Annotated in this window: 14 protein-coding genes and 1 pseudogene; 12 read left to right on the forward strand and 3 right to left on the reverse strand. The window is 66.3% G+C overall.

Annotated elements, in window-relative coordinates:
• Nucleotides 1-105 precede the first annotated feature (105 nt).
• The 9 genes and pseudogenes from ACWJI3_RS09875 to ACWJI3_RS09915 form a co-directional block, all read left to right on the forward strand.
• Complete coding sequence (locus ACWJI3_RS09875) at nucleotides 106-399, forward strand: DDE-type integrase/transposase/recombinase (RefSeq protein WP_480203605.1); 294 nt, start codon at nucleotides 106-108, stop codon at nucleotides 397-399.
• Nucleotides 400-1,188: 789 nt separating this feature from the next.
• Nucleotides 1,189-1,707 (forward strand): phycocyanin subunit beta, encoded by a 519-nt coding sequence (locus ACWJI3_RS09880; protein ID WP_094514122.1) that lies wholly within the window; start codon nucleotides 1,189-1,191, stop codon nucleotides 1,705-1,707.
• Between the two features lie 79 nt (nucleotides 1,708-1,786).
• The gene (cpcA, locus tag ACWJI3_RS09885; RefSeq protein WP_094514115.1) at nucleotides 1,787-2,278 is read left to right on the forward strand and encodes a phycocyanin subunit alpha; all 492 of its coding nucleotides are present in this window, start codon (nucleotides 1,787-1,789) and stop codon (nucleotides 2,276-2,278) included.
• A 107-nt stretch (nucleotides 2,279-2,385) separates the two neighbouring features.
• Nucleotides 2,386-3,237 (forward strand): phycobilisome linker polypeptide, encoded by an 852-nt coding sequence (locus tag ACWJI3_RS09890; RefSeq protein ID WP_259728780.1) that lies wholly within the window; start codon nucleotides 2,386-2,388, stop codon nucleotides 3,235-3,237.
• An 863-nt stretch (nucleotides 3,238-4,100) separates the two neighbouring features.
• Nucleotides 4,101-4,619 (forward strand): phycocyanin subunit beta, encoded by a 519-nt coding sequence (locus ACWJI3_RS09895; protein WP_094514122.1) that lies wholly within the window; start codon nucleotides 4,101-4,103, stop codon nucleotides 4,617-4,619.
• A 79-nt stretch (nucleotides 4,620-4,698) separates the two neighbouring features.
• Nucleotides 4,699-5,190 (forward strand): phycocyanin subunit alpha, encoded by a 492-nt coding sequence (gene cpcA, locus ACWJI3_RS09900; protein WP_094514115.1) that lies wholly within the window; start codon nucleotides 4,699-4,701, stop codon nucleotides 5,188-5,190.
• A gap of 211 nt (nucleotides 5,191-5,401) precedes the next feature.
• Nucleotides 5,402-6,262 (forward strand): HEAT repeat domain-containing protein, encoded by an 861-nt coding sequence (locus tag ACWJI3_RS09905; protein WP_480203606.1) that lies wholly within the window; start codon nucleotides 5,402-5,404, stop codon nucleotides 6,260-6,262.
• A gap of 2 nt (nucleotides 6,263-6,264) precedes the next feature.
• Nucleotides 6,265-6,903: a HEAT repeat domain-containing protein gene (locus ACWJI3_RS09910; RefSeq protein ID WP_480203607.1), complete on the forward strand. Its 639-nt coding sequence runs from the start codon at nucleotides 6,265-6,267 to the stop codon at nucleotides 6,901-6,903.
• Nucleotides 6,904-6,908: 5 nt separating this feature from the next.
• Nucleotides 6,909-7,370, forward strand: a pseudogene (locus ACWJI3_RS09915) (low molecular weight protein-tyrosine-phosphatase); the annotation flags it as partial.
• A 95-nt stretch (nucleotides 7,371-7,465) separates the two neighbouring features.
• On the opposite strand, the gene ACWJI3_RS09920 reads toward ACWJI3_RS09915, so the two are convergent.
• Together ACWJI3_RS09920 and ACWJI3_RS09925 are read right to left on the reverse strand one after the other, a co-directional pair.
• On the reverse strand, nucleotides 7,466-9,040 hold the full coding sequence (locus ACWJI3_RS09920; protein ID WP_480203608.1) for a bifunctional pantoate--beta-alanine ligase/(d)CMP kinase: 1,575 nt from the start codon (nucleotides 9,038-9,040) through the stop codon (nucleotides 7,466-7,468).
• 84 nt (nucleotides 9,041-9,124) lie between these two features.
• Nucleotides 9,125-9,676 carry a septal ring lytic transglycosylase RlpA family protein gene (locus ACWJI3_RS09925; protein ID WP_094514131.1) on the reverse strand — a complete coding sequence of 184 codons (552 nt, stop codon included), beginning with the start codon at nucleotides 9,674-9,676 and terminating at the stop codon, nucleotides 9,125-9,127.
• A gap of 432 nt (nucleotides 9,677-10,108) precedes the next feature.
• Between ACWJI3_RS09925 and purM the strand changes: the two genes are divergently transcribed.
• Both purM and ACWJI3_RS09935 read left to right on the forward strand, forming a co-directional pair.
• Nucleotides 10,109-11,143, forward strand: coding sequence for a phosphoribosylformylglycinamidine cyclo-ligase (purM, locus tag ACWJI3_RS09930; protein WP_480203609.1), 1,035 nt, complete (start codon nucleotides 10,109-10,111; stop codon nucleotides 11,141-11,143).
• Between the two features lie 140 nt (nucleotides 11,144-11,283).
• On the forward strand, nucleotides 11,284-11,916 hold the full coding sequence (locus ACWJI3_RS09935) for a hypothetical protein (protein ID WP_094514137.1): 633 nt from the start codon (nucleotides 11,284-11,286) through the stop codon (nucleotides 11,914-11,916).
• A 51-nt stretch (nucleotides 11,917-11,967) separates the two neighbouring features.
• Here ACWJI3_RS09935 and ACWJI3_RS09940 read toward each other — a convergent pair whose 3' ends face one another.
• Nucleotides 11,968-12,975: an aldo/keto reductase gene (locus tag ACWJI3_RS09940; RefSeq protein WP_480203610.1), complete on the reverse strand. Its 1,008-nt coding sequence runs from the start codon at nucleotides 12,973-12,975 to the stop codon at nucleotides 11,968-11,970.
• A gap of 58 nt (nucleotides 12,976-13,033) precedes the next feature.
• Between ACWJI3_RS09940 and ACWJI3_RS09945 the strand changes: the two genes are divergently transcribed.
• Nucleotides 13,034-13,192: a hypothetical protein gene (locus ACWJI3_RS09945; RefSeq protein WP_158217486.1), complete on the forward strand. Its 159-nt coding sequence runs from the start codon at nucleotides 13,034-13,036 to the stop codon at nucleotides 13,190-13,192.
• The last annotated feature ends 34 nt before the right edge of the window (nucleotides 13,193-13,226 follow it).

Consider the following 13,226-nt stretch of genomic DNA (forward strand, 5'->3'; position numbering starts at 1 on the left):
GGCTGGATGGTGAATCACAAGTGAGTGCAACGGCTGTGGCGGGAGATAGGCCTGCAGCGCCCCACTCCTCGCAAGCAGAAGCGTGCACGACCCGCCGAAGGCTCCGTGCGGCCGCACCAGGGTGAGCATCCCCATCAGGTGTGGGCCATGGACGTCCAGTTCGATGCCACCGCTGATGGAAGGCGGCTCAAGTTCCTGAACGTGATCGACGAGGACAGCCGCCTGTGCCAGGCGATCCGTCTGGGACGGCGTTGCAAGGCCATAGATGTGGTGGCGGTGCTGGAGAAGCTCATCAGGCTCTACCCAGCTCCGGCCTTCATCCGCAGTGACAACGGGCCGGAGTTCATTGCTCATGCCCTCAGACGCTGGAGCGAGAGCATCGGTACGGGAACGGCCTAGATCGAGCCAGGATCGCCTTGGCAGAACGGCTTGCCGAGTCGTTGAACGGACGGTTCCGCGATGCGTTCCTGAATACGGAACTGTTCTCGACACCAACCAAGGCCCAGTTGCCATCAGACCAATGGCAGAGGGACCACCACAACACCCATGAGCTCCGCTTGACTTCGTCTACAGGCCGCACTCAGCCCTCCAGGGTCATGCGCCCCTGGGAGCAGCTCAACTGGGAGCTGCAGCATGGCCACAACCAACAACTCTCCTTCGGCCTGGACCGATCAAGGGGGTGACTTCAGGGGTGCGGTCGGGCAGCGCGGAGCTGGGCTGGCCAGTGTCAATCCGAACCGAGCTGAACTGGACGCACTTGACCAGCACGGAATCGGACTGGACGCGTTGATCCCCTCAACGTTGAACTTGCAGCGCTCGAGCAGGATTCCCACAACTCGTGGGCATCAAAGTGATCCCACACATGGGATTTTCACCAGGTTTCTGTTCGCTCAGATACATTCACTGGGGCCTGCCACCTCAGCCTGGGCACAGAAAGCCTGGCTTCACCACGCAAAAGCCTTGCCCCGCAATGGATATCAGCAGGCAATGACCATTTGTTAAGCATCGCTCACAAGATTAGGCGTTGGGCCAAAAATACGTAGGCCAAGTCGGGGGTCCGCTGGCACCGGTCAAACAACGGTGTTCAGCGCAAGACACACCTTTCTGGCTCGCGTGAACGCCTTTGGCGCTCTCGCTTTGCACACCCACCCTCCCGACCCCACCCGTCGAGAACAGGAGCTCATTTACATGTTCGACGCCTTCACCAAGGTCGTTGCTCAGGCTGATGCCCGCGGCGAATTCCTCAGCAGCGCCCAGATCGACGCCCTGGCGTCGGTTGTCGCTGACAGCAACAAGCGCATGGATGCTGTCAACCGCATCACCTCCAACGCCTCCAGCCTCGTCACCAACGCTGCTCGCGATCTCTTCGATCAACAGCCTGCTCTGATCGCCCCCGGTGGCAACGCCTACACCCATCGCCGCATGGCTGCCTGCCTGCGCGACATGGAGATCATCCTCCGCTACGTCACCTACGCCGTCTTCACCGGCGACGCTTCCGTCCTGGAAGATCGTTGCCTCAACGGCCTTCGCGAAACCTATCTCGCCCTCGGCGTCCCCGGCGCTTCGGTGGCTGAAGGAGTCCGCAAGATGAAGGACGCCGCCATCGCTCTCGTCAACGATCGCAACGGCATCACCCCCGGTGATTGCTCCGCTCTCGTTTCCGAAATCGGCACCTACTTCGATCGCGCCGCCTCTGCTGTCGGCTGATCGGCTGCACCTGGATCGGCTGGTCTCATCCCGCTGATCCAACCCTTTCTTCGGTTCCCACCTTCTTCTCCTTCACCCAATGTCGAAGACTCCCCTCACCGAGGCCGTTGCTGCCGCCGACTCCCAGGGTCGTTTCCTGAGCAACACCGAGCTCAACGCCGCCTTCGGTCGCTTCGAGCGCGCCAAGAACGCCCTCGAAGCTGCTCGCCAGCTCACCGCCAACGCTGACGCTCTCGTCAACGGCGCTGCTCAGGCCGTCTACAACAAGTACCCCTACACCACCCAGCAGCAGGGTTCCAACTTCGCCTCCACCCCCCGGGGCAAAGAGAAGTGTGCCCGTGACATCGGTTACTACCTCCGTCACATCACCTATTCCCTCGTTGCTGGTGGCACCGGCCCCCTCGATGAGTACCTCATCGCTGGTCTCGATGAAATCAACCGTGCCTTCGAGCTCTCCCCCTCCTGGTACGTTGAAGCCCTGAACTACATCAAGGCCAACCACGGCGTCTCCGGCGACCCCGGTGTCATCGCCAACAACTACATCGACTACGCCATCAACGCCCTCGTCTGATCCCTCGTGGATTCAACGATGCAACCGAGGATTCTCTCCTCGCTTGCCATCGGCGCAACGGAGGCCTCACGGCCTCCTTTTTTTTACCCTCTTCCAGCCCGGCACCCATGACACTCGTCAACGCCGCCTATCTCGGCATTGAGCGCTTCGCCAACGATCGCGGTAACGAAAATTGGAGCAACGGCTCCGATCAGGACAAAGGGAAACTGATCCGCGCCGTTTACCGGCAGGTTTTCGGTTACCAATACCTGATGGAGAGCGAGCGGCTTGAAGGGGCAGAGTCCCTCTTCAAGAACGGCTACCTCAGCATCCGCGAGTTGGTGCGGATGATGGCGAAAAGTGGCCTGTACAGGGCAAAGTTCTTCGAGAACTGCAACCCCTACCACTTCATTGAACTGAATCACAAGCATCTGCTCGGCCGCGCCCCTCACAGCAAGGCGGAGATGCTGCATCACTTCACGATCCTCCAGGAGCACGGCTACGACGCCGAAATCGACTCCTACATCGACAGCGATGAGTATCAGGCGCGGTTCGGGGAAGAAACAGTTCCCTACCTGCATGGCTGGGATTACTCCGCAGGCCATGCCGGTCGTCAGTTCTCGTGGCTGATGCAGCTCACCCGCGGAGCGGCTGCTTCGGTGAAGGGTGACACTGCCGGCACCAACTTCCGTCTCGGCAAGGCCCTCCACCAGGACCGTGCACTGCCCGTGGTGAGCCCGAACGCCGCCGGTGCAGGCTTCCAGCCCACCAAGGTCGCCAACGAGTCGATCACCAAGATGGCCAAGGGGATCGGCCAGCAGGCGAAGATGTATCGGGTGGAAGTCACCGGGTTCAACAACTACCGGCTGCACAAGCGCAGCAACACGGTGCGCTTTGTTCCCTTCAACAAAATGCTGGAGTACCAGCAGATGATTCACCGTCAAGGTGGCCGCGTGGCCAGCGTCACACCGGTGAACTGACTCAACGTCCCCAGAATCCATGGGCATCAGGCCCGGCGGTGACCCCGCCGGGCTTTTTTGTGGCCGTGCAGCGCCACCACCGTCCCTGCCGTGCACCTGGCTGTCAAGAGAGAAGCGGCAGGAGCACGGGGCTGTCGCCAGAAACAGCACGCACCAGCCAAGGCTGGCGGGTCAGCCTGTCGGCCAGAGCAGGGCGATTGGAGCGGCGCGCCTCAGCCGAGCAGCCGCCGACCTGATCGTGGGCCGCAGGGCACCAATCCAGTGACATCGGGCCAGTGAGGTTTGACCAGTGGCGTTGGGCGGCCAGGCAGCTCACTCAGAGACGGAGCGTCTTCACCAGCGGCGGAGCGCTTTGACCCACTGAGCAGCGATTCGTCCGGCAGCGGGGCGACATGGCCAGCCCCGTCTATGGATCTGGGTGCTGGCGTGGTGACCGCGCCGCCCGGGCACCAGCGGACATCGACGCGGACCTTGCCGGAGCGGGGCAACCGCCCTGTGGAGGCAAGACACACAGGCTTGACCACTCAAGGCCTTGGGGCCGACTTCAAGAGAAGGCCGGCCGACCAGGAGCAATGGCTGACCGCTGCGGGGAACGGCCACTGGCGGACCCGGGCCAGCGAGGCGGAATCCGGAACGATGCCTGCAGCCTCAGGGCTTGCCAACGGGGAGGGGCGTCGCCATCGTTGTAGCGTGGAGGCACAGACAAGGGGGTCTGACCCCAGTGCGCAAGGGGCTAGGTGACCCTTTGTGAACTTCCCACGGAACGGGTGCGTTCGTCCGCAGAATAGCGCAGTCGATCGGAAGAATCCGATCGCTGTCAACCCCATCCCGACCCCGATCGTCGAGAACAGGAGCTCATTTACATGTTCGACGCCTTCACCAAGGTCGTTGCTCAGGCTGATGCCCGCGGCGAATTCCTCAGCAGCGCCCAGATCGACGCCCTGGCGTCGGTTGTCGCTGACAGCAACAAGCGCATGGATGCTGTCAACCGCATCACCTCCAACGCCTCCAGCCTCGTCACCAACGCTGCTCGCGATCTCTTCGATCAACAGCCTGCTCTGATCGCCCCCGGTGGCAACGCCTACACCCATCGCCGCATGGCTGCCTGCCTGCGCGACATGGAGATCATCCTCCGCTACGTCACCTACGCCGTCTTCACCGGCGACGCTTCCGTCCTGGAAGATCGTTGCCTCAACGGCCTTCGCGAAACCTATCTCGCCCTCGGCGTCCCCGGCGCTTCGGTGGCTGAAGGAGTCCGCAAGATGAAGGACGCCGCCATCGCTCTCGTCAACGATCGCAACGGCATCACCCCCGGTGATTGCTCCGCTCTCGTTTCCGAAATCGGCACCTACTTCGATCGCGCCGCCTCTGCTGTCGGCTGATCGGCTGCACCTGGATCGGCTGGTCTCATCCCGCTGATCCAACCCTTTCTTCGGTTCCCACCTTCTTCTCCTTCACCCAATGTCGAAGACTCCCCTCACCGAGGCCGTTGCTGCCGCCGACTCCCAGGGTCGTTTCCTGAGCAACACCGAGCTCAACGCCGCCTTCGGTCGCTTCGAGCGCGCCAAGAACGCCCTCGAAGCTGCTCGCCAGCTCACCGCCAACGCTGACGCTCTCGTCAACGGCGCTGCTCAGGCCGTCTACAACAAGTACCCCTACACCACCCAGCAGCAGGGTTCCAACTTCGCCTCCACCCCCCGGGGCAAAGAGAAGTGTGCCCGTGACATCGGTTACTACCTCCGTCACATCACCTATTCCCTCGTTGCTGGTGGCACCGGCCCCCTCGATGAGTACCTCATCGCTGGTCTCGATGAAATCAACCGTGCCTTCGAGCTCTCCCCCTCCTGGTACGTTGAAGCCCTGAACTACATCAAGGCCAACCACGGCGTCTCCGGCGACCCCGGTGTCATCGCCAACAACTACATCGACTACGCCATCAACGCCCTCGTCTGATCCCTCGTGGATTCAACGATGCAACCGAGGATTCTCTCCTCGCTTGCCATCGGCGCAACGGAGGCCTCACGGCCTCCTTTTTCATGCGCCTGCCTGAATCTGCCTGGCTGACGCCGGCAGGCTCAGGCAGGGCCACCGGACACCGGTCCGGTTGTTCTTCCGGCAAAGGCAGGCCACCCGCCTGCCTTTGCGAACCCGACACACAGCGGCCATGGATGTCGCCGGATCCACCATCGACACACCCCTCTCAGACCCTGCCGCCACGGGCGGTGGCGCACCGATTTCGGAAGCGGAGGCCCTGCGGCGGCTCCGCCAGAGCGAAGACCAGTCGTTGCAGTATTACGCCGCCTGGTGGCTGGGTCGCATGCGCAGCCGCCACCCCGACGCCGTGCCCCTGTTGTGCGTGGCCCTGAGGCAGCGCCAGCCCCGCCAGCTGGACGCCGGGGTGGAGCACAATGCCGTCGCCCGCAACGCCGCCCGCGCCCTGGGCAAGCTCGGCTCTGCCGACGCCGTCGCCGACCTGATCGAAGCGCTCGACGATGAGGACGACGGGCTGCGCGAAGCCGCGGCCCGGGCCCTCGGTGAGCTGGGAGCCACCGCCGCGGTGGAGACGCTCTGCCGACGGCTCGCCAGCGGTCCCGCTGTGGCCGGGGCCGTGCAGCCGGCCAGCAGTCGGCTGCAGGAACCCTGCGAAGCGCTGCTGGAAGCCCTTGGGTCGCTTGGGCAGGCCACGCCCACAGTGCTGGCGGTGATCGAGCCCTTCGTGGCGCATGAGCGGCCGTTGATCCGCAGCGCCGCCTGCCGCGCTCTGCTGCAGCTCACGGGCGACCATCGCTGGGGCGAGCAGCTGGTGGAACTGCTTGATCATCCCCAGCTGCAGGTGCGGCGCGCCGCCTTGATGGATCTGGGAGCTGCCGGCTGGCGGCCTGCGCTGGAGCCGATTCGCCGCACCCTGGCCGAAAACAGCCTCAAGCTGATCGCTTTGCGCGGGCTGGCGGAAAACCTGCAGCCGCCCGCCATGTCCGATCCCGCCACCACCGCTGTGCTGACAGTGATGGACGACCTGCTCTGACCATGTCATCTGCTGATCCGAGCGTTCTGATTCGCAACCTCAAGGAGGCCGACAGCCCCGTCGGGCTGCTGCAGGCCACCCGCGCCCTGGCAACGGCCTGCCATCCAGAGGCTGCTGTCCATCTGGTGGAGGTGCTGGGCTTCAACAATCCCGGGGCAGCGGTGGCGGCGGTGGAGGGATTGGTCGCCCTCGGCACCTCTGCCGTGGAGCCCCTGCTGACCAACATCGACGGCTACAACTACGGCGCCAGGGCCTGGGCCGTGCGCGCCCTCTCCGGCATCGGTGATCCCCGCGGCCTGGCGGTGCTGGAGGAGGCCCTTGCCGAAGACATCGGGCCGAGCGTGCGGCGCGCGGCGGCCCGCGGGCTCGGCCAGCTGCGGTTGGAGAGCCTGCCGCAGGAGGAGCGCAGCGCCATCTGGCAGCGCTGTCTCACGGGGCTGCTGGCTGGAGCGGCCGATCCGGAATGGGTGGTGCGCTATGCCGTCGTGGTGAGCCTGGAGCAACTGCTGCCCCATCCTCTTGCGGCTGAACAGCGCGTGCGCGGGCTGGCGCAGCTGGAGGGACTGGCCGCGCCGGCTTCGGAAGACACCTTGGTGGTGCGTCTGCGCGCCAGGCTGGCGCTCGACAATCTGTCTGGCTGATGGCGATGGCTCCCACCCGTGTCCTGTTTGTCTGCCTCGGCAACATCTGCCGCTCCCCGGCGGCGGAAGGGGTGTTCCTCAGCCAACTGGAGCAGGCCGGGCTCTCGCACGCCTTTGCTGTGGATTCCGCCGGCACGGGCGGTTGGCATGTGGGCCATCCCGCCGATGCGCGCATGCGCGCCGCTGCCGAGCGGCGCGGCATCCTGCTCACCAGCCGGGCCCGCCAGCTCGAGCGGAGCGATCTCGACCGCTTCGACCACATCCTCACGATGGATGAGGACAACCTGGCCGCCGTGCGTGCCCTGGCCGGCGACGGGAACCACAGAGCCACGGTCACCCCACTCACCACCTACTGCCGCCGCCACAGCGCCAGGCACGTGCCCGATCCCTATTACGGCGGCAGTCAGGGATTCGAGCAGGTGCTCGACCTTCTGGATGACGCCTGCGCCGGACTGTTGGCACACCTCGAAGCCAGTGGCGGCGAGGGTGGCTCTGCCAGTGGAGGCGCCGCCGGCGGTGGACACGACCCTGGCGGTGGAGCTGGAAACGGAGCCGGCGCGGCTTAGGCCGGATCCGGCCAGGCCTCTTCCGGCACCCGCTCGCGAAACAGTTCGGTGAGCCGTTCGATCACCGCTTCGATCGCCATACCATCGGTGATCACCTCCACCGCATCCTCGGCCTGGAGCAGGGGCGCAACAGCCCGGGTCGAATCGAGCCGATCGCGTTCGGCGATCTGCGCCTCCAGCTCCGCGCCTGCTGGTACAGCGAAGCCCCGCTCCGCCAGATCGAGCGCCCGGCGACGCGCCCGCTCCGCCACGGTGGCCGTGAGGAACACCTTCAGCTCGGCGTCCGGGAATACAGCTGTGCCGATGTCGCGGCCTTCGGCCACCAGGCCGCCGCGCTCCCCCATGCCCTGCTGCTGACGAGTGAGCGCCTCACGCACACAGGCATGGGCCGCCACCACGGACACCTGAGCGGTGACGTCCGGACTGCGGATCGCCGTGGTGATATCGGTGCCGTTGATGGTGACGCACGGTTCGCCGCCGGGGCCGTTGTCGAGGCGAAGCTCCAGGGCCTCGAGCAGGGGAGCCACAGCCGCGGCATCGGCAGGATCGGCCCCCTGGCGCTGCACCCACCAGGTGACGGCGCGGTACATGGCGCCGGTGTCGAGATAGATCAGCCCCAGCCGCCGGGCGAAGGCGCGGGTCACTGTGCTCTTGCCGGCGCCAGCGGGGCCGTCGATGGCGACGATCGGGAGACGGGTCATCAGAACGGTGTGATCGATCAGGCGGCTGGGCCCGCAACGGACGGCCACGGCGAGCAGAGCCATGGCGCGGAGCTGGGTCACCGGCGCCAGGGTCTGGGGGACCACCAGCTCGGCGTACTCCACCGCAAGGGCGGCAGCCTCGAGACCTTGGCACACCGCCTGCTGCACCACGGCGGCGCTGCGTTCGCCTGCGGCCACCAGGGCCCGGCCGGCTTCCAGCGCCCGGGGCAGGGCTGCAGCCTGCAGGCGTTGGGAAGAGGTGAGATAACGGTTGCGGGAGCTGCCGGCCACGCCATCGGCTTCACGCCAGGTGGGACAGCCGCGGATCTGCAGCGGCAGCCCGAGATCGGCCACCACCCGACGCAGCACCACCAGCTGTTGCCAGTCTTTTTCGCCGAGCCAGAGCTGCTCAGGGCGGATGAGACCCAGCAAACGGCAGACCACCGTGGCCACCCCTTCGAAGTGGCCCGGGCGGTGCCGGGCGCAGAGGCCGGCAAGCAAGGCCGGCGGCGGGCACACGCGGGTGAGGCCTGCGTCACCACCGGGGAAGAGCTCTTCGGCCGTGGGCACGAACAACGCCATTGCTCCGGCCGCCTCAGCCAGAGCACGATCGGCCTCCAATGTGCGGGGGTACGACTGGAAGTCCTCGCCCGGGCCGAACTGGAGCGGGTTGACGAACAGGCTCACCAGCACGCGTGGCTGGTGGCGGCGGCCATCCGGCGCGGGCACCGGCCGGCCGGCCCGCTCGATCAGGCTGAGATGGCCGGGGTGAAGCGCCCCCATGGTGGGCACGAAGTGGAGGGGCACGTTCCGGGTGGAGGGGGTGCCGCACCAATGCTGCAGGTCCCGGCGAGTTCTCAGCAGGCGCACCGGCTCCACAAGCGAAAGGCCCCAACCGAGGGATTCTCGGATGGGGCCTGTGCACCCCTCAGAAGGGGTGTTGAAGAGGAAGACCTACCGCAGGACTTCCAGGCGGACCGGGGCGAGGCCGCTGGCCACGAGGCCCAGGTGCTGGGCGGCTCCATGGGCGAGGTCAATGACGCGGCCGCCGGTGAAGGGGCCTCGGTCATTGATGCGCACCACGGCCGTGCGGCCGTTGTTGAGGTTGGTGACCCGCACCTTGGTGCCGAAGGGGAGGGTGCGGTGGGCGGCCGTCATGGTGCCGGGGCGGAACACCTCGCCGTTGGCGGTGCGATTGCCGAAGAAGCCGGGGCCGTACCAGCTGGCTTTGCCGCTGCTCACGTTGACGACGCGCGGGGCGCGGGGAGCTGGGGCGACAGGGGCGGGAACAACCGGGCGCACTTCGGGTTCGGGAGCGACTTCGCTCTGCACTTCCCGGATGGCCACGTCAGTGCTGGTTTCGAGCTGGACCGTGGGCTGGCTCACCTGGGCCGAAGCCAGCAGGGGGGACTTGTGGGAAAGGGTCGAATCAGCCAGAGCCGGTACGGCGAGGCTGCTGCCGGAGAGCAGAAAGGCGATGGCGCCAAGGGAAAAGGAAGGTTGCATAACGCTCGGAACGCCCCTGGGTGAAAGAAATCGCCAATGAGAATTGGGAAATTTCTTTGGCTCTCCGCGCCAGGTAACGACCTGGAGCATCGAGCAGACGAGGGGAATTCCTGGGCAGAAGTAACGGCCCGGCAAAGTTAGGCTGTCTTTTCAGTGCAGTTCGGCCAGGAATACGCCAAAGAAAATGATCAGGAACAATCATCAAAGCCGACATCCCTGTCACTGTCTGCACTTCCTGACCACCGCCGCCCAGGCAATGATCAGCGAACCCGATCACCCCGATCAGCGCCGCTGATGGTTTCCTGTGCCAATCGACCCAGCGTCTACCGGAAATGGCGCCCGCCGGTCGCGAGCGGCACCGCATTCAGCGCAATCTGTCCCGCTGCATCGGAGGATCGGAGCGGAGATCGCCCGCCCTGAAGGACCTGAGCCATGGACTACCGCAGTGCAGGGGTGGATGTGGTCGCCGGTCGCGCCTTCGTTGAGCGCATCCGCAGCAGCGTGGATTCGACCCGCCGGCCTGAGGTGGTGGGGAACCTCGGCGGCTTTGGAGGGCTGTGCCGGCTGCCGGCCGGGCTGAAGAAGCCGCTTCTCGTCTCCGGCACCGATGGCGTGGGCACCAAGCTGGAACTGGCGCAGGCCCATGGCCGTCACCACGACGTGGGCATCGACCTGGTGGCCATGTGCGTGAACGACGTGGTCACCAGCGGCGCCGAGCCTCTGTTCTTTCTCGACTACATCGCCACCGGCAAGCTGAGTCCTGAGGCCATGGCGGCCGTGGTGGAAGGCATCGCCGACGGTTGCCGTCAGAGCGGCTGTGCCCTGCTGGGTGGGGAAACCGCCGAGATGCCCGGCTTCTACCCCAGCGGTCGGTACGACCTGGCGGGGTTCTGCGTGGCGGTCGTGGAAGAGGACGCACTCATCGATGGGCGGCAGGTCAGCGCCGGTGATCGCCTCATCGCCCTGGGCAGCAGTGGCGTCCACAGCAACGGTTTCAGCCTGGTGCGACGGGTATTGGAGGCGGCAGGAGCCAGCAGTGAAACGCGGCTGCCCGGCAGCGGCGCGTCGGTGATCGAGGCCCTGCTGACGCCCACCCAGCTGTATCCCGCCGCAGTGAAGGCCCTGCTGACTGCTGGGGTACCGCTCCGGGCAATGGCCCACATCACCGGCGGCGGACTGCCGGAAAACCTGCCACGCGCCCTGCCGGCACACCTGCACGCAGTGATCGATCCCGCCAGCTGGGAGCGGCCTGCGCTGTTCTGCTGGCTGCAGGAACAGGGCAGCATCCCGGAAGAAGACCTCTGGAACACCTTCAACCTGGGGGTGGGATTCGTGCTGGTGGTACCGCCGGCGGCCCTGCCTGATGCGCTTGCCGTGTGCGCCGCCATCGGCCAGGCGGCCTGGCCATTGGGAGTAGTGGCAGAGGGCTCTGCAAGCAACCGTCTACTTGGGGGGTTGCCGTACTGACACCGCCTGCCAGAAATGACAAATTGGATTCGGCTTATCCGCGATCGGTCGTCGAGCAGGTGACACGATTCGCTTCACATGCTCCCCAGGCCTTCTGGAGCCAGCAGGAGCCACGTCTTCGTCGATAACTCCCTTTGTCCATGATTCCCAACCCCGGTCGCATCACCCGTCGCCGCAGCTCCGCTCCTCCTCTGGCTCCCGTGCCGCCTCGTCGCCACGGCGAAAGCTTCTCCCGACCCCCGATCCGCCCCACCTTTCTCACCCTGAGGGACTACGGCAAGGTGTATGTGGCGGATCTACCGCGCCTCTCGGATGGCCAGCTGGGCCACGTGCTCAAGGAAGCCCGCGACATCCTCGAGAGTCTCAACAACCGCCTCAAGGAACTTGAACTGCAGGCCTCGCTCAGCCCGCTGGAGCAGGAAACCGTGATCCGGGCCGGCACCAAACGGGATGTGACCGAGCGCTTCATTCAGGCCCTTACCGAAGAGCTCGAACAGCGCCGCAACAACCCCGCCCTGCGCGCCGCCGTGGGCGAATCCCTGGCCCGTACCTTCCTGGAGATGGCTCGCCATCGGCTGCCAGGTTCAACCTTCGATTCCCTCCTGCAGGAGGCGATGGCCGCCTGCGGCGGCGACGACGGCTCCGCTCTGGCTGAAGCGGACGACATCGCCGACGAGGACGAATCGGAGGAACGCTCCGCCCCGGTGCTGGTGCGCGTCACCCGGCCTGCCGCCATGCCGGTGGTGCTCACACCCGATGCCTCCCCGGCGTAAGCCCCCAGGGCGCCTGTTCATCCATCGCCCGCCGTTTCAGAGCGCTTGGGTTCAGGCGCTCTGAAAGGGATTGGCCGGCATGCGCACCGGCAGGGCCAGTGCCAGCCCATCAAGCTCGTGGCGTTCAGCAGCGCTGAGCTGCCAGGCCAGCGCTGACGCTGCTCCATCCACCTGTGCCGGCGTGCGCAGGCCGGGGATCGGCATGGCTCCGTGGGCGCGGCACCAGTTCAGCGCCACTTCCGCCACCTGGGCCCCACGGGCATGGGCCATCGCCCGCATCGCCTCGAGCAACGGGGTGATACGCGGCCATAAGCGGCGGTACAACACACCCCTCGGGCCTACCGGCCAGCTCTCGCCAGCCCGGTGGCGATCGCTGAGCAGCCCCAGGGCGAGCGGGCTGTAGGCGATCAGCTCGACGCCGAGCTCGCGGCAACAGTCCGCCACGCCCCCCGGCGCCAGGGCCTCAGGTGCCAGCAGCGAGATCTGCACCTGCAGGCTCGCCAGCCGCACCCCTCGCTCGGCCAGGTGCCGGTGCACGCGGCGCAGGCGCTGCGGGCCCATGTTCGACACCCCCAGGCTGGTGGCAGCGCCGGCCAACACCCGATCCGCCAGTCCGTCGAGCAGGGGCCCCTCCTGCCAGGGCGCGTAGCGGGCGGTGCTCCAGTGCAGTTGCACCCGGTCGAGCTTGCCTCGCAGGCGCTCGCTTGATGCATCGAAGGCACGCCCGAAACCGCCGCGGCCCAGCCGCCAGGGGAAGGGGGCCAGTTTGGTGGCCAGGCACAACGCCTCCCGCTCGCCGGGTGGCAGGGCCGCAGCGAAGCGGCCGAGCAGGGTTTCGCTGCGGCCCGTGAACCGGCCGGTGCCGTAGGAGTCGGCGGTGTCGAAGAACCGGAAGCCCTGGGCCACCGCCCGCTGAAACGTGGCCTCCAGCTCGGCGTCGTGCCGCTCGGGCTGGTAGCCCCACAGAAACTGGTTGCCCCAGGCCCAGGTGCCCACGCCGATGGCTGGGACCGCCGCTGCCGGTGCAGCAGGCTCGAGGGAGGAACTCCGCTCCTGCATGGCTCCACGTTCTCCACGGCCTGGTGGCCATGATCGTGGTTCGTTGCTGTAGTGCGTCATGCAGCCAGGCGGCCGGTTGCCCGAGCCCAGCCCCGAGCCTCCCGTGGCCGTGGCTGATTCCACCCCTGCCGAACCGGTGCTGTGCCAGCACTGCGGGCGCACCGCCAGCAACGGGATCGCCTGCCAGGGGTCCTGCGTGGCCGATTCCGGCTACTGATCCACGCGTTGGCCGGCGCTTCTGCTCCGGCCGC

It is taken from the genome of Marcopretia estuarina LEGE 06307 (assembly GCF_056633115.1).